19 protein-coding genes are annotated in these 20,667 nt (G+C 64.7%); 14 read left to right on the top strand and 5 right to left on the bottom strand.

All coding sequences use genetic code 11. The annotated features are described in order from the left end of the window. Nucleotides 1-168: 168 nt before the first annotated feature. Both XH92_RS05440 and XH92_RS05445 read right to left on the bottom strand, forming a co-directional pair. Nucleotides 169-1,947, bottom strand: a complete 1,779-nt coding sequence (locus XH92_RS05440; RefSeq protein WP_194458321.1) for a glucan ABC transporter ATP-binding protein/ permease — start codon at nucleotides 1,945-1,947, stop codon at nucleotides 169-171. Nucleotides 1,948-2,151: 204 nt separating this feature from the next. Next, nucleotides 2,152-3,207 carry an ABC transporter substrate-binding protein gene (locus tag XH92_RS05445; RefSeq protein ID WP_194458322.1) on the bottom strand — a complete coding sequence of 352 codons (1,056 nt, stop codon included), beginning with the start codon at nucleotides 3,205-3,207 and terminating at the stop codon, nucleotides 2,152-2,154. 264 nt (nucleotides 3,208-3,471) lie between these two features. Here XH92_RS05445 and XH92_RS05450 point away from each other — a divergent pair, with 264 nt between their 5' ends. From XH92_RS05450 to XH92_RS05480, 7 genes are all read left to right on the top strand, one after another. Beyond that, nucleotides 3,472-3,906, top strand: a complete 435-nt coding sequence (locus XH92_RS05450; protein WP_194458324.1) for a hypothetical protein — start codon at nucleotides 3,472-3,474, stop codon at nucleotides 3,904-3,906. A 123-nt stretch (nucleotides 3,907-4,029) separates the two neighbouring features. Then, complete coding sequence (gene hisE / locus XH92_RS05455; protein ID WP_194458325.1) at nucleotides 4,030-4,443, top strand: phosphoribosyl-ATP diphosphatase; 414 nt, start codon at nucleotides 4,030-4,032, stop codon at nucleotides 4,441-4,443. Nucleotides 4,444-4,506: 63 nt separating this feature from the next. After that, nucleotides 4,507-5,088: a YqaA family protein gene (locus XH92_RS05460; RefSeq protein WP_194458326.1), complete on the top strand. Its 582-nt coding sequence runs from the start codon at nucleotides 4,507-4,509 to the stop codon at nucleotides 5,086-5,088. Nucleotides 5,089-5,212: 124 nt separating this feature from the next. Continuing rightward, the gene (locus XH92_RS05465; protein ID WP_194461122.1) at nucleotides 5,213-5,707 is read left to right on the top strand and encodes a hypothetical protein; all 495 of its coding nucleotides are present in this window, start codon (nucleotides 5,213-5,215) and stop codon (nucleotides 5,705-5,707) included. A 171-nt stretch (nucleotides 5,708-5,878) separates the two neighbouring features. Next, entirely contained in the window at nucleotides 5,879-6,847 is a 969-nt protein-coding gene (locus XH92_RS05470; RefSeq protein ID WP_194458327.1) for a nitronate monooxygenase family protein, read from the top strand. Further along, complete coding sequence (locus XH92_RS05475) at nucleotides 6,847-7,620, top strand: thioesterase family protein (protein WP_194458328.1); 774 nt, start codon at nucleotides 6,847-6,849, stop codon at nucleotides 7,618-7,620. Before XH92_RS05470 ends, XH92_RS05475 begins: the two co-directional genes overlap by 1 nt. Before the next feature lie 234 nt (nucleotides 7,621-7,854). Then, nucleotides 7,855-9,981, top strand: a complete 2,127-nt coding sequence (locus XH92_RS05480) for an ATP-binding protein (protein ID WP_194458329.1) — start codon at nucleotides 7,855-7,857, stop codon at nucleotides 9,979-9,981. Between the two features lie 154 nt (nucleotides 9,982-10,135). Here the strand turns inward: XH92_RS05480 and XH92_RS05485 are convergent, their stop codons facing one another. Continuing rightward, nucleotides 10,136-11,698: an AMP-binding protein gene (locus XH92_RS05485; RefSeq protein WP_194458331.1), complete on the bottom strand. Its 1,563-nt coding sequence runs from the start codon at nucleotides 11,696-11,698 to the stop codon at nucleotides 10,136-10,138. Between the two features lie 87 nt (nucleotides 11,699-11,785). Here XH92_RS05485 and XH92_RS05490 point away from each other — a divergent pair, with 87 nt between their 5' ends. From XH92_RS05490 to XH92_RS05500, 3 genes are all read left to right on the top strand, one after another. Further along, the gene (locus XH92_RS05490; RefSeq protein WP_194458332.1) at nucleotides 11,786-12,763 is read left to right on the top strand and encodes a nitronate monooxygenase family protein; all 978 of its coding nucleotides are present in this window, start codon (nucleotides 11,786-11,788) and stop codon (nucleotides 12,761-12,763) included. Between the two features lie 306 nt (nucleotides 12,764-13,069). Then, the gene (locus XH92_RS05495) at nucleotides 13,070-13,312 is read left to right on the top strand and encodes a hypothetical protein (RefSeq protein ID WP_194458333.1); all 243 of its coding nucleotides are present in this window, start codon (nucleotides 13,070-13,072) and stop codon (nucleotides 13,310-13,312) included. Nucleotides 13,313-13,421: 109 nt separating this feature from the next. Next, nucleotides 13,422-14,150 (top strand): hypothetical protein, encoded by a 729-nt coding sequence (locus XH92_RS05500; RefSeq protein WP_194458334.1) that lies wholly within the window; start codon nucleotides 13,422-13,424, stop codon nucleotides 14,148-14,150. 41 nt (nucleotides 14,151-14,191) lie between these two features. Here the strand turns inward: XH92_RS05500 and XH92_RS05505 are convergent, their stop codons facing one another. Continuing rightward, nucleotides 14,192-15,616 (bottom strand): toll/interleukin-1 receptor domain-containing protein, encoded by a 1,425-nt coding sequence (locus XH92_RS05505; protein ID WP_194458335.1) that lies wholly within the window; start codon nucleotides 15,614-15,616, stop codon nucleotides 14,192-14,194. 395 nt (nucleotides 15,617-16,011) lie between these two features. Between XH92_RS05505 and XH92_RS05510 the strand changes: the two genes are divergently transcribed. The 3 genes from XH92_RS05510 to XH92_RS05520 all read left to right on the top strand — a co-directional run bounded on the left by XH92_RS05510 (nucleotide 16,012) and on the right by XH92_RS05520 (nucleotide 19,243). Next, nucleotides 16,012-17,151, top strand: coding sequence for a patatin-like phospholipase family protein (locus XH92_RS05510; RefSeq protein WP_194458336.1), 1,140 nt, complete (start codon nucleotides 16,012-16,014; stop codon nucleotides 17,149-17,151). Nucleotides 17,152-17,263: 112 nt separating this feature from the next. Beyond that, on the top strand, nucleotides 17,264-17,848 hold the full coding sequence (locus XH92_RS05515; RefSeq protein ID WP_210345536.1) for a hypothetical protein: 585 nt from the start codon (nucleotides 17,264-17,266) through the stop codon (nucleotides 17,846-17,848). A 12-nt stretch (nucleotides 17,849-17,860) separates the two neighbouring features. Next, nucleotides 17,861-19,243: a TRAFs-binding domain-containing protein gene (locus XH92_RS05520; RefSeq protein ID WP_194458337.1), complete on the top strand. Its 1,383-nt coding sequence runs from the start codon at nucleotides 17,861-17,863 to the stop codon at nucleotides 19,241-19,243. On the opposite strand, the gene XH92_RS05525 is transcribed toward XH92_RS05520, so the two are convergent. Then, nucleotides 19,223-19,888 (bottom strand): O-methyltransferase, encoded by a 666-nt coding sequence (locus XH92_RS05525; protein WP_194458338.1) that lies wholly within the window; start codon nucleotides 19,886-19,888, stop codon nucleotides 19,223-19,225. The two genes, XH92_RS05520 and XH92_RS05525, sit on opposite strands and share 21 nt — an antisense overlap. A 93-nt stretch (nucleotides 19,889-19,981) precedes the next feature. On the opposite strand from XH92_RS05525, the gene XH92_RS05530 reads away from it, so the two are divergent. Further along, a complete protein-coding gene (locus XH92_RS05530; protein ID WP_194458339.1) occupies nucleotides 19,982-20,614 on the top strand; it encodes a TetR family transcriptional regulator in 633 nt (210 codons plus the stop codon). Nucleotides 20,615-20,667 lie beyond the last annotated feature (53 nt).

Genomic DNA, 20,667 nt, shown 5'->3' on the forward strand with positions numbered 1-20,667 from the left:
ACGAAGGAGGTCTTGCGATGTGACGTACGGGTTTCAAGCGTGTCCGGCGCCGCTTTGCGGCGATGCAAACCCTATACCGGCTTGCCAGCAGAGAACAGAGGCCGGCCGATTATATCGTGGACGAAATCGGCTGAATTTCGGCAGCCGCCTCAATTGGAAAGGGGAGATTTATGGTGCCTCGATGCTGGCGCGCGCCTGTTCCTGGACCATGAACTGGGCCCGCGCGAGTTCGGCAAAACGCCCACCTTTCGCCACCAGTTCATCGAAAGTTCCGCTTTCGATCACCCGTCCCTGGTCGAACAGCAGGATGCGGGTGGCGTGGCGGATGGTCGAGAGACGGTGTGCGATCACGAAGGTGGTTCGGCCCTTCATCACTTCATCGAGAGCAGCATTGACCTTGGCCTCGGTGACGGCGTCGAGTGCGCTGGTTGCCTCGTCGAGGATCAGGATCGGCGGATCCTTGAGCAGCGCACGCGCGATCGACAGCCGCTGACGCTCGCCGCCGGACAGCATGCGGCCGCGCTCGCCGGCATGGGTGTCGAACTTCTTGTCGCTGCGCTCGATGAAATCCAGCGCCTGTGCGCGCGCCGCGGCGGTACGCAGCTCCTCGTCGGTTGCATCGGGCTTGCCGACGCGCAGATTGTCGGCGAGCGAGCGGTTGAACAGCAGCGCCTCCTGGAACACCACGCCGATGTTCCGCCGCAGCGCCGTCAGCTTCAGCGCGCGTATGTCCATACCGTCGATCTTGATGATGCCGGATTGCGGATCGAACGCGCGATGCAACAGCGCGATCGCGGTGGATTTGCCGGCGCCGGTCGATCCGACCAGCGCGATGGTCTGGCCCGGCAGTGCGGTGAAGCTGAGGTCCTCGATCGCCGGCCGCTTGCCGTCATAGGAGAACGAGACGTCGTTGAACTCGACCAGCCCCGACAGCCGGCCGGGATCGACCGCGCCGGGCCGGTCGCGCACCGCCGGCACCGCGTCGAGCACGTCGAAGAACTCCTGCAGCCGCGGCGCTTCCATGAACACATTGTTGATGAAGCTCACCACCTGCTCGAGCTTCTGGATCAGCATGGTGGCGAACGAGACGAACATCACGATCTCGCCGACCGTGGTGAGGCCTTCATTGTGGAGCGCGATGCCGACGGTGAAGATCGCGAGCACCGTGATCGTGGTCGAGGCGCGCGTGATCACGGTGACCAGCGCCCACCATGACAGCACCGGCATCTGCACCGCGAGCAGTTTGTCGGCGACGTAGCGCAGGCCCTGCACCTCGGAATCGATCCGCACGAAGCTCTGCACCAGCGCGACATTGCCGAGCGCGTCGGAGGCGCGCGCCGAGAGGTCGCTGTAATAGGCCTCGACCTCGCTCTGCATGCCGTAGGTCTTGCGCACCACCAGCGTGGTCAGCACGGTGAACACGACGCAGAGCACGAACAGCAGGATCGCCAGCCGCCAGTTGATGTAGAGCGCGAGCGGCAGCAGCACGATCAGCGACATGATCGCGGCGAAATGCTCGCGGAAGAAGCCGAGCCAGAGCCGCCACAGCGCATCGGTGCCGTTCAGCATCACCTTCATCAGCCGCCCGGAATGGGTGCCGGAGTGGAAGGTCAGCGGCAGCTGCAGGATGTGCTCGAAATAATCGGTCAGCACCGCCTGGCGCTGGCGATGCGCCAGCCGGTCGGCCTGCAACGCGACGATCGCGCTGCAGCCGATCGTGAACAGGCCGAACGCCGCCCAGGCCGCGAGCAGCGGCCATGCCGAGTTCGTTGCGAACAGCCCGGTGACCGGCCGCCCGGACAGCACGTCGACGATCTTGCCGAACAGCACCGGCTCGGCGAATTGCGCGCCGGCGAGCAGCATGTTGGCAGCGGCCAGGATCCAGCCGAGCCGCGCCTCCTTGCCGAGCAGTTCGAGGACGCGGGTATAGAGGCGAAGCATGGACATGCCGGCGGGACTCGTCAGCGGTGGGTGCCCGGTCAGGCGGGATGCGATTTAATCAGGGTTCGCCAGCGAGGGCCAGCGGTGACAGCGCGTCATACTGAGCGTGACGGTGATTGTGCCGAGCGGCTCCCTATGTCGTCGTCCTGGCTTTCGCCAGGACGACGCTGAACATTTGGTGCCGCTCGTCAGCCGTGCATTCACATGCCCTCAATTCACCAGCCGGCCATCGATCGGCGGCAGGAACTGGTCGTCGAAGATGTCGGCTGGGTGCGGCCGCTTCTGGAATTTGAAGTCCTCGGCGAGCTGGTCGACCGAGCGCTCGAAGCGTTCCGGCTCGATGCCGCCGAGGCCGTTGCGCTTCACCTCGCCGGTCAGGATGTTGTCGCGGATGATGGCAGCCAGCCGCTCGAGCTCCAGATCGCGCGAACCGCCATCCATCCGGCTCACCACCTCGCTCGCGGCGCGGGCCGGGTCCTTGACGGCGAGGTTGGTGCCGCCGATCACCGCGCGCACGAAGCCTTTCACCGCGTCCGGCTTCGCCGCGGCGAGGCGCGGGCTGACGATCACCGCAAAGCCATAGGCCTCGCAGCCATAGTCGGCAAAGCGCAGCACCGCGAGGTCATCGGCGGGCACGCCGCGATCGCGCAGATTGATCGCCGAGAGGTAGGAGAAGCCGGTCACGGCATCGATCTGGCCGGCAGACAGCATCGGCTCGCGCACCGCGGCGCTGATCGTGTTCTGCTTCACGCTCGCAAGCTTGATGCCGTTCTGTTTGGCGACCGCGGGCCACAGCCGGATCGAGAGATCGCCCTCCGCGACGCCGAGGTTCTTGCCCTGGATGTCGGTCAGCGCCTTGATGCCCCGGCTCTTGCGGGCGATGATCGCATAGGGCGCCTGATTGAACAGCACGAACACCGCCTTGACCGGGACAGCACCAGGCTTGTCGCGAAAGCGGATCAGCGAGTTGAAGTCGACGAGGGCGAAATCGCTCGAGCCGTCGGCGACGCGCGCGATGGCGTCTGCCGAACTGGTGGCGACGTTGGTGCCGACTGCAAGGCCCTCGGCGCCGAACAGGCCGCCGACCGACGCCATCACGAACGGGGCTGCGGCGGCATCAAGCGGGCGGTCGAGGGTGAACTGGATGGTGAGCGGCTGCGGCGCATCGCCCGCGCGCAGCGGCGTGACGGCCGGCCACACGCCGCCCGAAAGGCCGATCATGCCGGCCAGTATCCAGCGGAGAACGGTGGTCCGACTTACCTGCATCATGACATCCGGGAGGCGAGACAAAGTGCCGCGCCGGCTGCGCCTGTTTCATGACATCGAATGCGCCAAGGCAAAGGTCATTTCAAGCCGCATTTTCAAGCGCCAATTGCGTCCATTCTGCCCCTGGCAAGGTGAACGGCCGATGACTGCCTCGATTTCACGTCAGGGTTGTTCAGCTTGCATTCGGTTTGGGGAACCTAATCTAGGGAGAGTGGGTTAGCTCACCGAGGCCCGTCGGGCCGGCTTCCACAAAGGATGACTGCAATGTTTGCGCGAAAAGGTGTTTTTTCGTCTATTGGCCGCGCAGCCACATTGGCGACGGTTGCCGCCGTGGCGTTGACGGCCGTTGAGCCGACGATGGCGTTCGCAGGCTCTGCTCCGGCGGGCAAGGCCGCCGCCGTGACCACATCGCACGGCACGAGCGGCGCGACCGACATCAGCGCACGCCGTCGCTACTATGGCGGCGGTGGCGCGGCTGCCGCGGCTGCGTTCGCCGGGATCGTCGGTACGGGTCTTGCGATCGCCGCAGCCCAGAGCCGCCGCGACTATTACGACTCCTATGGCTACTACGGTGATCCGGGCTACTACGGCGGTCCCGCCTATTACGGTGGTGGCCCGGTCTATTACGGCGGCGGACCGTATTATGGTTATCACGGCTATTACGGGCGCCGCTCGGCACTGCCCTATGTGCCGTACTGACACCGCCGTCGGTTCTCGGAACTGTCACAAAACATCGAATCCACCGGCTGCGAGGCCGGTGGATTTTTCGTTGTCGGCGGGGCTGTTAACACGCTGGCGACGCGTTTGGATTAGGCTCGCAGAATGGGTGATTCGATCGAACGGCTTTACCAGGCGGTGATCGCGGCCAGGGATCTTGATCCGGCTACGTCGCGCACGGCACGGCTGTTCCAGCGCGGGCCGGCCAAGATGGCCAAGAAGCTCGCCGAGGAAGCGGTCGAGGTCGTGATCGACGCCATCAGCGGCAAGCCGGATGCGGTGGTCCGCGAGAGTGCGGACCTGCTCTACAATCTCACTGTTCTCTGGGCGTCGGCAGGCGTGAAGCCGGAGGATGTCTGGCGTGAGATGGAGCGGCGCGAGCGGCTGTTCGGGATCGCCGAGAAGCTGCCGAAGTCCCCGGTCAAGGTCCCCAAGTCGCTGCCCAAGACCGCGCCCGTTCCGGTGGTCCGGCGTCGAATTGTCGCGCTGGAGAGCCGGCTGCGCAAACGGCAGCCGTAAATCGCCTCAAATCAGCCCATTCCCGGCATGGACAAATCCGCTCCATGATGGTTCATCGCGCCCATGTTGAAACGGATTTACGACTGGTGCGTCGAGGCGGCCGACAAGCCCTACGCGCTATGGATTCTCGCGGCCGTCGCCTTCGCCGAGAGCTCCTTCTTCCCGATCCCTCCCGATATCATGCTGCTGCCGATGTCGCTGGCGCGGCCGAAGCGGGCCTGGTGGTTCGCGGCCGTGTGCACCGTCGCGTCGGTTGCCGGCGGCGTGCTCGGCTACGCGATCGGCGCGCTGCTCTACGACTCGCTCGGGCAGTGGCTGATCCATCTCTACGGCCTCTCCGACAAGGTCGACGCGTTCCGCGCTTCCTATGCCGAGTGGGGCGCGGTGATCATCCTGGTCAAGGGACTGACGCCGATCCCCTACAAGCTCGTGACGATCACGTCGGGGTTTGCCGGCTACAACATCTGGCTGTTTATTCTGTGCTCGATCGTCGCACGCGGCGGCCGCTTCTTCTTCGTCGCGGTGCTGCTCAACCGATACGGCGATTTCATTCGCGCCGAGCTCGAGAAGCGGCTCGGCCTGTGGGTCGCGATCGGCGCGATCGTGCTGGTGCTGGGCTTTGTTGTCGCATTCAAGCTGATCTGACCAAAGTTCAAGCCGTTCGCGTCTTTGCCCGCGGACGGCTTCGGACTACGCTCGCTGCGATGGCAGATGGAATCGACGATAAGTGAACCTCGCGCGACTCAATCACGGCAGGGCGCGTGTTGCGATGGCGGGCCTTGCGCTGTCGATGGCGCTGCCTGCGATCGAGGGCGGATGGGCGCAGACTGCGCCGCCCGCGCTCGGCGTGCAGTCGCCGGCGCAGCCGCCCGTTGAGGCTCAGCAGCAGATCGAGCTGCCGCCGGCGCCGGTCGAGCGCGAGAATCCCGGACTGATCAACGAAATCGGCAAGCTGTTCGAGAAATCGAAGTCGGCACTGCCAGCGCTGAAGAGCCCCAGCGAGACCTTCGACGACCTGTCGAACCTGGCGCGCCCCTCGACGATGGTCACCGGGCGCGCGGCCTGCGCGGTGGCGGCGAACGGTGCGCCCGACTGCAAGATCGGCGCCGACCGGTTGTGTCAGAGCAAAGGATTCAAGGAAGGCAGGGGCATCGATATCAACACCACGGAGAAATGCTCGCCGCTGGTCTATCTGCCAGGCCACAAGCGCGGGCCGAACGACTGCAAGACGGAAAATTTCGTGACACGGGCGGTCTGCCAGTAAGGCGGGCGAAAACCGCCTCTGGGATACCACACGCCTGCGAAAAATGCCGTGTGTGGATGAGGTTTTGTCATCCTTTTGCAGCGCCAAAACGCAATCCTTGACAGTGGAAAGATTGCCTTGTTGGTATGACGCTCAGCATTCGAGACCAACCAGCTTGAGGATCCGCCGCCTATGTCCATGCCTGCTCTGTTCAAGGGCCGCCTGTCTCTTCCCGTGATCGGGGCACCGCTGTTCATCATCTCGGTGCCTGATCTCGTCATCGCCCAGTGCAAGGCCGGTGTCGTCGGCTCGTTTCCGGCGCTGAATGCGCGGCCGCCGGAGCTGCTCGACGAATGGCTGCACCGGATCAAGGAAGAGCTCGCCGCCTACGACAAGGCGCATCCGGAGCGGCCGTCGGCGCCGTTCGCGGTGAACCAGATCGTGCACAAGTCGAACAACCGGCTCGATCACGACATGGCGCTTTGCGAGAAGCACAAGGTGCCGATGATCATCTCCTCGCTCGGCGCGCGCGAGGAGCTCAACCAGGCCGTCCACGGCTGGGGCGGCATCGTGTTCCACGACGTGATCAATCAGAAGTTCGCGCGCAAGGCGATCGAGAAGGGCGCCGACGGCCTGATCCTGGTCGCGGCCGGCGCCGGCGGTCATGCCGGCACGCTGTCGCCGTTCCCGTTCGTGTCGGAGACGCGGCAGTGGTTCGACGGGCCGATCGCGCTGTCGGGCACCATCGCCAATGGCCGCGCCATTCGCGCCGCGCGCATCATCGGCGCCGACTTCGCCTATATCGGCTCCGCCTTCATCGCGACCCAAGAGGCAAACGCGGTCGAGGGCTACAAGAGCATGATCACCAACTCGTCCGCCGAGGACATCGTCTACTCCAATCTGTTCACCGGCGTGCACGGCAACTACCTGAAGCCGTCGATCGTCGCCGCCGGCATGGATCCGGAAAACCTGCCGACCTCCGATCCCTCGAAGATGAGCTTCGGCACCGACTCATCCGGCGAGCGCGCGAAGCCGAAGGCCTGGAAGGAGATCTGGGGCTCCGGCCAGGGCGTCGGCAGCATCTCCAAGGTGGTGCCCGCAGCCGAGTTGATTGGCCGCTTCAAGAAGGAATACGACGAAGCGGTCGATCCGGCGCTTTGATGGAGCCGATCTTTCGCGTTGACGGCGACCGCGTCGTCACCAGTCCCGATGCCGCGGGTCCGTGGGACCCGCGGATGCAGCATGGCTCCGCGCCGGCCGCGCTGGTGGTGTGGGCCGCCGAAGCGATCCCGACGCCGGTGCCGATGCGGATCGCGCGGGTCACGATCGACCTGATGCGTCCGGTGCCCGTGGCACCGCTGACGATCTCGAGCGAGATCCTGCGCGACGGCCGCAAGCTCCAGCTCTGTGGCGTCAGGCTGCTCGCCGACGGCGTTCTCGTCGTCTCGGCCACCGTGCTGAAGATCAAGCATCAGGCGGCCGAGCTGCCGCCGGATGTCGCAGCCCTTCCAGTCGATCTGCCGGGCCCCGACGAAAGCATGGTCGAGCCGGGCAATCTCGCGAACAGTCCGTTCGTGAAGAACATCTCGATGCGGGCCGCGCGCGGCCGCTTCGGTGTGCTGGGCCCGGGCGCGATCTGGTTCCGCGTCGACCGGCCGCTGATCGCAGGCGCGGCCGTCTCGCAGGCGATGCGCGCGGTGGTCGCTTCGGATTTCTCCAACGGCGTTTCTCCGGCGCTCGATTTCAGCCAGTGGACCTTCATCAACGCCGATCTCACCGTGAGCCTAGCGCGCGAGCCGGTCGGCGAATGGATCCTGCTCGACAGCGAGTCCTGGATCGGGCCTGACGGTGCCGGGCTTGCGATGTCGCGGCTCGCCGACCAGCGCGGCTATTTCGGCCGTACCGTCCAGAGCCTCGTGATCGAGCGGCGCTAGCGGCTGGCCGGTTTCACCCGCCACGCTGGGGAAGGGCGGCCCGGAGCGGCCGCCTTGTGCAAAAATACCCCTGCGGGTCCGGAACGGTTGGCGGCACCAACGAGTTTTGGTCCCGTTAGGGGGTGTCATGACGCGGATCGATCTCGCCGCCGGTTTCCTGGCCAAGGCCGTCCGGCGGCCTTGCGTGTTGCGGGCGGGTGATATCGGCGCTGAGCAGTGGCTCGGAGCCACGCGATGAAGCCCGGCCCGTCCTCGGAACGCGCGGTCATCCTCGTCGCGAGCGAGCGGGACGCCGTCAGGACTGCCCACCTGATCAAGGAAGCCGGCTACTACGCCAATATCTGCGGCGACCTCGCCGAGCTCGAGGGCCAGGTCGCAAGCGGGGCGGGCCTTGCCATCATTGCGGATGAGGCGATCAGAACCGCCGACCTTGCCGGCCTGACGAACTGGCTGAACGCGCAGCCGTCATGGTCGGATTTTCCCATCGTGCTGATGAGCGAGAAGGGCGGGCCCGAGCGCAATCCCGAGGCGGCGCGGCTTGGCCGCGCGCTCGGCAATGTCACCTTCATCGAGCGTCCGTTTCACCCGACCACACTGGTGAGCCTGGTCGCCGCGGCGGTGCGTGGCCGCCGCCGCCAGTACCAGACCCGCCAGATCCTGGAAGACCTGACCGAGAGCGAAGGCCTGCTGCAGACCGCGCTCGATGCCGGCCATCTCGGCGCGCTCGAACTTCATCTGCCGGATCTCGAGCTCGAGGCATCGCCGACCTGCAAGACGTTCTTCGGGCGCAAGCCCCGCGATCCCTTCATTTATCAGGATCTGCTTGCCGCGGTGCATCCGGATGACCGCGCCCGCCGCAGCGAAATCGTCGAGCAAACGCTGCGCACCGGCGCGGATTACCGGATCGAGTATCGCAACATCTGGCCCGACGGCACCCAGCACTGGGTCGATGTCCGCGCCCGCGCGGTGCGCCGGCCGGATGGCAGCATCCGGTCGCTGGTCGGGGTCTGCTCCGACATCACCGCGCGCAAGACCGCGGAGATCGAGCGCGAGGCGCTGTTGGCGCAGCTCGCCGCGGAGCGCACCGCGCTCGCCGAGCTCACCGCGACGCTGGAGCAGCGGGTCGAGCAGCGCACCGCCGACCTTATGAAGGAGGTCGCCGCGCGCGAGCGGGCGCAGGAACAGCTCCGCCATGCGCAGAAGATGGAGGCGATCGGCCAGCTTACCGGCGGCGTCGCGCACGACTTCAACAATCTGCTGATGGCCGTGATGGGCAATCTCGACCTGCTGCGCAAGCGGATGCCGGAGGACCCGCGCCTGCGCCGGCTGGTCGACGGCGCGTTGCAGGGCGCCGAGCGCGGTGCCTCGCTGACGCAGCGGCTGCTGGCATTCGCGCGGCAGCAGGATTTGCGCGCGGTGCCGGTCGATCTTGGCGCGCTGGTGCACGACATGAGCGAATTGCTGGAGCGCTCGCTCGGGCCGCGCATCGCGCTGCGGCTCGACATCCCAGGCGGACTGCCGGCGGCTTGCGTCGATACCAACCAGCTCGAGCTTGCTGTGCTCAACCTTGCGATCAATGCACGCGATGCGATGCCGGATGGCGGCGTGATCGAAATCCGCCTCGCGGCCTTCCAGTCGAAGGGCGATCCGGCGCTGCAGCCGGGCAACTACCTGAAACTGTCTGTCATCGACAGCGGTACCGGCATGTCGCCGGATGTGCTGAAGCGGGCGATCGAGCCGTTCTTCTCGTCGAAGCCGGTGGGGAAGGGGACTGGGCTCGGCCTGTCGATGGTGCATGGGCTCGCGGAACAGCTCGGCGGCGCGCTGCAGCTGTCGAGTGCCGTCGGCAAGGGCACCACGGCCGAGCTGCTGCTGCCGGTTGCGACAACTGCGCCGGCGGTCGAGAGCCCGGTGCCTGCGGCGCAGAAGGTCAAGCGCTCGGCGGTGATCCTGCTGGTCGACGACGATCCGCTGATCGCGATGTCGACCATGGAGATGCTGGAGGACCTCGGCCATCGCGTGATCGGCGCCAGTTCCGGACCGCACGCGCTCGATATCCTCAGGAGCGATCAGGAGATCGACCTGATGATGACCGATCACGTGATGCCCGGCATGACCGGCATCGAACTCGCCGTGGCCTCGCGCGAGGTGCGGCCGCACCTCATCGTCCTGCTCGCCACCGGCTATGCCGAACTGCCCGACGGCACCCAGGTCGACCTGCCGCGGCTGGCCAAGCCGTACCACCAGGATCAGCTCCGCGAGCGGCTCGATCAGCTGCTGGGGCAGGGGGCAGGGCAGCACACGGTTGCAGCGAGCACCGACAGTCTCGCTGCGCCATCCACCTTGTCACCGTCACCCTGAGGTGCGAGCGAAACGAGCCTCGAAGGGCGACGGCCCGGCTGTCGCCACGATAGGCCGGGACGCACGCTGAAATATCCGGGCCGTGCATCCTTCGAGGCGCGTAAGAGCGCGCACCTCAGGATGACGGGACCAACAACGGTCTCGTGCGAGCGCCTCACCCCACCATGCGGTCGCGGCCGGACCAGAAGCGCGCCTTCAGCACCTTCTTGTCGACCTTGCCGACGCCGGTCATCGGCAGCTCCTTGACGAACTGAATCTGCTTCGGCGCGTGCGCCGAGCCCTTCTTCGCCTTGACGAGGCCGATCAACTCGTCGGCGTTGGGTGAAGCACCCTCGCGCGCCACCACGACGGCCGTGACCGCCTCGCCCCATTTGTCGTCGGGCACGCCGACCACCGCGACCATCGCCACATCAGCGTGCTGCGACAGCACATCTTCGACCTCGCGCGGAAAAATGTTGAAGCCGCCGGAGACGATCATGTCCTTCTTGCGATCGAGGATGAACATGTAGCCGCGCTCGTCCTTGCGGGCGATGTCGCCGGTGTGCAGCCAGCCGCTCTTCAGCGTCTCCGCCGTGATGTCGGGCCGCTTCCAGTATTCGGCCATCACATGCGTGGCGCGCACGCAGATCTCGCCGGCCTCGCCGGTCGCGACCTCCTGGTCGTCCTGATCGAGGATCTTCACCTGGCAGGCGGTGATCGGGAAACCGCAGGACAGGAACAGCTCCGGCGTCCTCGGGTCATGATCCGCCTTGCGCAGCACCGAGACCGGATAGCATTCGGTCTGGCCATAAAGCTGCGAGAACACCGGGCCGATCCGCTCGATGCCTTCGACCAGCCGGCTCGGCGACATCGCGGAGGCGCCGTACAGCAACAGCTCGAGCGAGGAGAGATCGGTCCTGGGCAGCGCCGGATGATCCAGCATCACATAGATCATGGTCGGCACGAACAGCGTGAAGTTGATCTTCTCGCGCTCGATGGTCTTGAACACGGCCTCCGGATCGAACCCCTTCAGCATGTGCACGGTGCCGCCGCGCATCAGCGTCGGCAGCACTTTTGTACCCGCGACATGGCTGATGGGGGCCACCGTGAGGTAGCGCGGCGTCTCGGGAATCTCGAAGTCGGCGAGGATCGCGGCGGCGAAGCCGCCATATTCGCGGTGATAGCGCAGCGCGCCCTTGGATTTGCCGGTCGTGCCGCCGGTGTAGTTCAGGGTCGAGATGTCGTCCTCGCGGGCGAAGTTCTTCGCGCTCGCGCTCCCGGCATCCTCGACCACCTGCAACAGGTCGGCGCCGTAATCCGCCGGGCCTAGCGTGAAGATGGTCTTCAGGCCCTGTGCCTTCGCCGCGAGCTCACCGCCGCGATCCCGAAACGTGATGCCGTCGACGACCAGCATCTCGGCCTCGGAGTCCTCGATCTGGAACAGCTGGTCGTCGAGCGAGCCGAGAGGGTGCAGCCATGTAATTGCGAGCCGCGACAGTTGCGCGGCGACGCCGGCGCACCAGCTGTCGGCGCGGTTGGCGGTGAGCATCGCGACGCGGGTACCCGGCGCTAAGCCGAGCCGCATGAACACGTTCTGCATCCGTCCGATCAGGTCGGTCGCGCCCTGATAGCTGAGCGATCCGCCCGGCCAAGCGAAGGCGGTGCGCGACGGATAGCGCGCCAGCGCCCGCAAGGTCTGCTCGCACACCGCCGGAAATGCATAGAGCGGATTGCTCATGTCGTCGTCTCCTCCCGCTTTGCCTTTGGCCTCTTGCGTGCCAATGTTGGCGATAACGCTAACACAATGATGCAGGGATGAAACGACTTGTCCGCTGATCTTCTTGCGCGCTTTCGCGATCGCCTCCGGTTGCCGCTGATTGCCGCGCCGATGTTTCTGGTGTCGGGCGTCGAACTGGTGGTAGCCGCCTGCCGCAATGGCGTGATCGGCTCGTTTCCGACGGTGAATTGCCGTGAGACGGAACAGCTCGATGCGTGGCTCGGCGACATCGCGCGCCGCCTGCAGGTGCATGTCGACGCGAGCGGAAGGGCGGCGGCGCCGATCTGTCCGAACCTGATCGTGCATCGCTCCAACACGCGGCTGCAGCAGGACCTCGCGGTGCTGTTGCGGCACAAGCCCGAGCTTGTGATTACCTCGGTCGGTTCACCTGCGCCCGTGCTTGCACCTCTGCACGATGCCGGCGCGCTGGTGTTTGCCGACGTCGCCTCGATCCGTCATGCCGAGCGTGCGGTCGCAGCCGGCGCCGACGGGCTCGTGCTGCTTACCGCGGGCGCCGGCGGGCAGACCGGCTGGCTCAATCCGTTCGTGTTCGTCCGCGCGGTGCGCGCATTCTTCGACGGCCCGATCGTGCTGGCCGGCGGCATCAGCGACGGTCACGCGCTGCGCGCCGCAGAGGCGCTCGGCTGCGATCTCGCCTATATGGGCACCAAGTTCATCGCGACGCGCGAAAGCATGGCGGACGCGAGGTACAAGCAGATGCTGGTCGAGGCGACCGCCGACGACATCCTGCTCACGACAGCCTTCACGGGTTTGCAGACCAATATGCTGCGGCCCTCGATCGAGGCCGCCGGGCTCGATCCCGACGATTTGCCGGCGCGCGGCGCGATCGACATCGGCAAGGACATCGACATCGGCGCCCGCGAGAACCGCCCGAAGCGCTGGCGCGATATCTGGAGCGGCGGTCATTCCACCTCGGGGGTGACCGGGGTGGTTGGCGTCGACGAACTCGTCGCGCAAACGGTCGCGGAGTACGAGGCGGCGAGTGAGCGGGTGCGGCTCGCCTGACCAGATCGGGATGAAGTTAGGTTAAAATGATTTGGCCGCGGATACGGTTCACCTCTCCCCGACGGGGAGAGGTCGATTTGCGCAGCAAATCGGGTGAGGGGCTGCGGTTCTAACGAGAGACCGTAATCCCTCACCCGGCGCTGCGCGCCGACCTCTCCCAAGGGAGAGGTGGGCGTCCGCCACCGCTCCGGCTCAACCCAATCCCGCCTGTTCGCTTAACGCGGCATTAACCATGCCAGTCCCAACTATGCGTCACGGGATGGTCCGCCGCGACGGCCAGCCGCCCGGCAGTTGTGGGAATGCGACATGGCTTTTGAGGCACTTTCCAAGACCCCGGCATCGCTCGACGAACTGCGGACCCGGGTGTTCTACGCCCTGCAGCGGCATCCGCTGTGCCGTCAGGTCCAATTCGACATCGTCAGCACGCCGCGCACCCGCCGCACCAACTGGACGGTCAGCATGCACTCGATCCAGCCCGGTGCCCTCTGGACCGCGCATGAGATCGTCGCCGATATCCAGGAAGCCTATGAGCTTGACGCCGCGGCCTGATTTTTCGGGCCGTTTCGGGACGATTTCACCTATTTGGCGCCGTCACGGCACGCTAACGCCGCATTTCGCGCGCAGTTTGCGGTGACACCGGCCGGCAATGGAGTAGTTTTTGACCAGAGCCATCACCCTCGCCGCGCTGACCTGCCTTCTCCTCGCCGGCGCCGCGATAACAGCCATTCTGGGCCGTGACAGCCTGCCGGCGGCGCAGGCCGACATCGGTCCGGTCGCCAATCGCGCCAGCAAGCAAGACAAGCTCGCGGTCACGACGCTTGCCGCGGCCTCCTTTGAGACGCCGCAGCCGGTGGAGCCTCCAGCCAGTCCGTCGCCGCTCCTGCTGCGGGCGCAAGCCGCGATCCCGGGCGCGACCGATACCGTGCGCCAGGCCTATGCCTCCGCCGAGCCTGCCGATATCGGTCTGCCGAAGCTCAATGACCCCGTCGATGCGGCTCAGCCGAAGGTCGCCGAGCCCGCCGCGCCGTCGCCGACCGCCCCGCCGAAGCCCAAGGCTGCCGCCAAGCCGGCGCCGCAGAAGACTTACGCCCTGCTCAGCGACGCGCAGATCGCTGGCATCAAGGACCGGCTCAAGCTGTCGTCGTCGCAGGAATATTACTGGCCGGCGGTTGAGACCGCGCTGCGTGCCGTCGCGCGCAAGATCCACGCCAAGCGCCAGGGCGATCCTGCGTCGGGCAACATGCCGATCGATCCCGACTCCGAGGAAGTCCAGCAGCTGAAGTCGGCCGCGATGCCACTGCTGTTCCAGCTCCGCGAGGATCAGAAGAACGAGGTCCGTTCGCTGGCGCGCCTGATCGGCCTCGAGCGCGTCGCCTCGATGATTTGAGCGCGGGCTTCGGTCCTGATTCAATTAGGACCGAATAGGCCCTAATGGGCTTCGAGCGGACGCAGCTTGTCCACCTTGCCCTGGGTTTCGACGAGCAGTTGCTTCATGAAGTCCTTGTTGCGCTTGAGCCAGGGCTCCAGCGTCTGTCGCACATCGCCCGGCGACTTCTTCTCGATGGCTTGCGCAAGCCGGGTCTGAAACGTCCCCCAATCCTTGAACATCTCCTTCAAGAGAGCGTCGTCGGAGATGTTGATCGTCGACTTGATGTCGCCGACGGTCTCGAGTTCGCGCATGTTGCCCTGTCGCAGGATCGAATCGAGGTTTTCCAGGCATTCGTGGTAGCGCTGCAGCAGATCGTCCCATCGCTTGGCGGTGAAGTCATCGTCCAAATTCTCGACCGCGTTGTACAGCGGCTCGAGAAACGACCATCGGAAGCGCCGCGCGAGGCGCAGCAGGATCGAGAGGAAGACGATGTCTTTCGGCATGTTCTGCGCGACCATCAGCCTTGGATCCTCGCTGAATGGCGGCATCGGCACGAAGATGATGACCACCGAGAACGGCGTGTTGTCGAGATATTCGAGCCGCGCGATGACCGGTTGGTAAAGCTTCAAATCGCGGAAGATCGGACTGAGCACCTGCTCGCGGCTTCGCCGGCTGGCAATGTCCACGTCGGAGAACGAGTGCGCGACGTAGCTCGTCAACTCGTCGAGCCAGGCGCCGCTGTCGTAGCGGTTCTGGGCGCTGAGCAGGTCCTCCCAGTCGAGCGCGGCCGTATCGGGGCCGGACAACAGCGTGGTGGTGGCGGGATCCGCCTCCAGTTTCGCATCCGTCAGGAAGCCGCGCGCGCGGTCCGAGGGCGGCAATGCCTTCAGCGCATCGGCCTTCTGCCGGAACGACAGCTCGTCGCTGAACACGATGCGGAGCCGCAGGCGAAACAGTTCTTCCGGGCGGGTGATCTGCATGAACTGCGCGTGCAGGTCCTTTGCCGCCTCGTTGAAGTCGCGCGCGTGGTTGGCATTCAGTCGTGGCCTGAGCGGAGCGATGCCGAAGGTCGGCCTCACGAACAGATCTTCGAGAAACCGCCGGACGTCGTCTTCGCCAATCCCGTAAAACTCGTTCTCCGCCAGCATCGGAAACGAGGGTGAGCTATCGACCGAGAACCACAGCACCTTTGACAAGAGCTTCAGCGCGCGCTTGTAGCCGTCGAACTGGGCGATCTCGGACGCGCACCACGTCCAATTGTGTTCGGCATTGGTGTGAATGAAGATCAGGCAGTCGGCCTTCGCCGTGTTGTCGATCATCCATTGGCGCCATTCCGTGCCGCCGGGAATTTCCTCGCACACAAAGCATTCCACCGAACGCTGGCCGTCCAGGCTGCTGAGATACTCGAGCCGCGCCTTCAACAGACGCGCGAGAAATCTGTCTTCGGCGCGATGGCTGATGAAGACCGAGAAATCATTTGGCATGGCAAAATCCGATCTGCATGAATCATATGCGACGGCTGGCCGCGTCTCATCGGCCGAATGCCGCGGCTGCACGTCCTGCCGCGGACCGGATGATAGCTCGTCTCTGAAATCTGCGATCGCCGGGCGCGAAAAAGAAAAACCGCCAACCAGTGATGTATCTCACTATACCTTAGGGTGTGCCATGTGCAAGATTCCCAGGGAACCGGCGCGCGATCCTTGTCGTGCTCCGGGATGGACTGCTAAAATTTTTCGAAACTCAGCTGATGTGTCGATTCGAACGCATCGCTTCATTTCATGCCTGGCGCCTTTCGCGCGAGGGCGCGCGACGGATTGAGCCTTCGGCCGTGATCGGTCGGCCGTATCGAGATCAGCAAACGTCATAGTCGGGGGCAGTCATGCCGAAGACCAAGCAGCAGCACCTTGATCGTGAAGCCGGACCGAAGCGGATATTGGCGCTCGATGGTGGCGGCATTCGCGGCATCCTGACGCTCGAATATCTCGCCGCGATCGAGACGCAGTTGCGCGCGCGATACAAGAACGACGACCTGTTGCTGTGCGACTATTTCGATCTGATCGGCGGTACCTCGACGGGGTCGATCATCGCCGCAGGGCTTGCCTGCGGCATGACCGTGGACGCCCTGAAGAAGCTCTATCGCTCGATCGGCACGGATATCTTCCAGGAATCGTTCTGGCGGCGGGGGCTGGTGGCGCCGAAATTCGATTCCGACGCCTTGCAGCACGCGCTCGATGCGCAGCTCGGCGCCGACACGGTGATCGGCGGCGACCGCATCCGCACCGGCCTGATGATCATGACCAAGCGCCTCGACACCGGCAGTCCATGGCCGCTGCATAACAATCCGGACGCGGTCTTTGCCAAGCAGGACGGCGCGTTGCGGCTGACGCAAGTGGTTCGCGCCAGCACTGCGGCGCCAACCTATTTCAAGCCGGAGGAGATCACGATCTCGGCACGCGACGGCCACACGGTCAGCGGTGCCTTCGTCGACGGCGGCGTCAGCCCGTTCAACGATCCGGCCCTGCAACTCCTGATGCTCGCGGCACTCCATGGCCATGGCTTTCGCTGGCATACCGGCAAGGACAAGCTCCTGCTGATCTCCGCGGGTACCGGCGTATTCAGGTCGACCTACCCGACGGAGCAGATCCTTCACATGCCGGCGGCGGAGCAGGGTGTGCGCTCGCTGCAATCGCTCATGGACGATTGCAGCCGGCACAATCACGGCATGCTGCAGTGGCTGACCAACTGCCTGACGCCGTGGCCGATCGATCGCGCGGTGACGGATATGATCGCGGACAGCCAGAACGGGCCGCAACTCGCGACCTATGCGCGCTACAACGTGCTGCTGGAAACGGCTTGGCTGAAGGAGAAGCTCCGCATCGAGCGGACGCCGGACGCGCTTGCGAAGGTCGCAGCGATGGACGACCCGAAGAACATGGATGAACTCGCCGCGATCGGACAACTCGCCGCGAAGGAGCAGGTCAGGCCGGAACATTTCCCGTCGGCCTTCGATCTCGCGTGATGGCGCGTTGAACGGTGTCACGACACTCCGATCCCGGTTTCGACAAGGAATTCGCCTTCAGTTAAGTTCGTCACCTGGACACAATGATCCAATCATGAGTCGAGGTGTCGCGATGGCCACGGAACAGGACGCCAAATCACCGAATACGGTGGTTCTCTTCAGCGGGCACATGATCGATGCGTCAGATCGAAAAACCCCACGCTTTCCGCCGGACAAGGAGGCTGTTGCGGCCGCTGCGATCGCTGATGCGCTTGCAAAGATCGGTGTCACCAAAGGCGATCTCGCCATTTGCGGCGGCGCCTGCGGCGGCGATCTGCTGTTTGCGGAAGCCGCGCTCGCGCAGAGCATGCAACTTGAAATCTATATTCCGTTCGACGAGCCGACGTTTCTTGCCGGCTCGGTTGATTTCGCCGGCGGCGATTGGCGCGCCCGCTATTTTGCAGCGAAATCGAGCGCAACGCTCCATGTCATGCCGGACCAACTGGGTCCGCTGCCGGCCGGCCAAAACGCCTACGAGCGTGACAATCAATGGATGCTCGAACGCGCCGCCCGGTTTGGCGACAAGAAGCTCGCCTTCATCTGCCTGTGGAACGGTGAAGGCGGCGATGGTCCCGGCGGCGCCAAGCACCTGATGGACGAGGCGGGACGCAAGACGACGTGGGTTTACTGGCTCGATACGAAAAAATTGTGGGACTGAAGGAAATGCAAAATGCCGTCGTGTTTCATGATCATGCCTTACGGCCGCAAGCCGACCCAGGCTGACCCCAAGTTTGGTCCAGCTGAGATTGACTTTAACGCGCTATGGGATCGGGCTTACGTTCCGGCCATCAAGGCACTGGGCTATCAACCGGTGCGCGCCGATCAAGACACCAGCGCGTTGATCGTCAGCGAAATGCTGGAGCGGATCTACTTCGCCGATCTCGTGTTGGCTGACATGACGATTCCGAACGGCAACGTCTATTACGAGGTTGGCATTCGCCACGCATCGCAAAAGACCGGGTGCGTGTTGCTTGCGGCCGACTGGTCCAAGCAATTGTTCGACGTCGTGCAGATGCGGACCGTCCGCTACCCGCTGCCCGAGGGAGAAATAACACCGGCAACCGCCGCCGCCATGCAAGCGGCGATCAAAGATCCCATCAAGGCGCTTGCCGACGGGATATCGCCGATGAATCAGTCGATCCCGGGCTATCCCGACGAGGTCGACCCGCGCAAGGCCATCACGATGCGAGGCCAACTCGCGGAGCAAGCCGCGTTTCAGACCAAGATACGCTCGGTGCGCGCGGCGGCTGAGAAAGACCGCATGAAGCGCTCCCTGGAATTGATCGCCGCTGAAGGTAATCCGCCCGCCAGCTATTCGAAGGCGCTCGCGTTGCTGTTGCTATTGCGCGACTGCGTCGATGGCAAGGATGATTGGAGCCTGATGCTCGATTACATATGCAAGCTTCCTGAGCGCTTCCTCAACGAGCCGGAAGTGCAGGAAAATCGCGCGTTTGCGCTTGCTCAAGTTGGCAATCCCATCGACGCAATTGCTGAAATTCAAACACTGATCGATTTCGCAGGGCCAACTCCGGAGCGTCTTGGCCTGATGGGCGGTCGTTATAAGCGCCTCGCCGACGATGCCACGGACGATGACGATCGCCAGCAGCGCCGCAGCCAGGCAATCGACTGCTATGAACGAGGAATGCGGCTCGATCTCAATGCCTATTACTGCTCGAGCAATCTGCCTCGACTCTATCGCGCCCGTGCCGAGAAGGGTGATGAGAGTCTTGCACAAGACGCCGTGCGATCTGCGATTGCTGCTTGTGAGCGCGCCAGAACGCTGAATCTCGCCGACGAATGGCTGCGCCCAACGCTGCTTGCTGCGGCATTCGATCTCGGTGACCCGGACAAGGCCGAGGAGTTGGCGGTGCAGGTGATTGCCGAGGGCCAAGCGAAATGGAAGGTGAGCAGTGTTCTTCGCGACCTCGGCGACAGTCTTAAGCATGTCGATGATGCCGCAAAGCGCGCGCGGCTGTCCGCAGTGATCGACAAGATCAAGGGTCCAGCATCGCGCGCCTCGCCGGCATCCGCGCTAGCCCAGCCGCATCGATAGCTCGACGTCGCCGCCGAACGGCACCGACAAGTAACCGCTCTTCGGCGAGCGCACCCGTGCGAGATAATCGGGGCTGTAATCGGCATTGTCGGCGACGACGAAGGCGCCCGGCTTCAGGCGGCTCTCCACGAGATCGAGGATGTCGGGATAGAGCGCCTTGGCGCCGTCGAGTAGCACGACGTCGATCGCATCGGGCAGGCCGGTGCGCAGCGTCGTCAGCGCATCGCCCTCGCGGATCTCGACCAGGTCGTCGAGGCCGCCGGCTGCGAGATTATCCCGGGCACGCGCCACCTTGGACGGCTCGAACTCGGATGTGATGAGCCGGCCGCCGCCATTGTCGCGCAGCGCCGCGGCGAGGTGCAGCGTCGAGATGCCGAACGAGGTCCCGAACTCGACGATGGTCCGCGCCCGTGCGCCGCGCGCCAGCATGTAGAGCAGCGCTCCGGTCTCGCGCGAGACCGCGAGCGGCACATTGTTGAAGCGGCTGTAGAGCGCGCGGTAGTCGGTCCTGCTGCGCATCAGGCCCGCCTGTTCCTCGTCGGAAAGGTCGGCCACCGCGCGCCGGGTTTCCTCCACCGCGGCGGAAGCTTGCTTGAACAGGCGGTCGAGCAGGCCCGCGAGCTCAGGTGAAACGAGGGTGATCATGGGGGTCTCCGGTCAAAAAGCAGCGCATCCTTGCGCCCCGCCAGAAATACGAATAATTATTCGCATTCGCTACTCGCATTCCCCAGGGCGTTCATGACCGAACGGCGAAGCTCTTCAATTTCCTCACGAAAACAACCGCAGCAGGCCCGGTCGGCCCAGCTCGTCGCGGCGATTCTGGATGCTGCTGTTCAGGTTTTGACGAAGGAGGGCGCGCAGCGCTTCACCACGGCGCGGGTGGCCGAGCGGGCCGGCGTCAGCATCGGCTCGCTCTACCAGTATTTTCCGAACAAGGCGTCGATCCTGTTCCGGCTGCAGAGCGATGAGTGGCGGCAGAACTCCAGCCTGCTGCGCGGCATTCTCGCAGACCGCACGCGGCCGCCATTGGCGCGGTTGCGTTCGCTGGTGCACGCCTTCATCCGGTCCGAATGCGAGGAGGCCGCAGTGCGCATCGCACTCAACGACGCCGCGCCGCTCTATCGCGACGCGCCCGAGGCCCGCGAGGTGAGGGCATCCGGCGAGCGCATCGTCGAAGTCTTCATGCGCGAGGCGTTGCCGAAGACGTCAGATGCCGTGCGTGCGACGGCCGGCGACCTCATCTCGACGACGATGAGTTCGGTCGGCAAGAATTTTTCCGAAAGCCCGCGAAGTCAGGCCGAGATCGCGAGCTATGCCGACGCGATGGCCGACATGTTCTGCGCATATCTCAGGAGTCTCGGAAGGCGCTGAAGCGCGCTGTCAGTCCGGCCGTCGTTCAAAGGTAGTGCCTGGCGACCAACAGA

The sequence above is a fragment of the Bradyrhizobium sp. CCBAU 53421 genome (genome assembly GCF_015291625.1).
GTDB lineage: Bacteria > Pseudomonadota > Alphaproteobacteria > Rhizobiales > Xanthobacteraceae > Bradyrhizobium.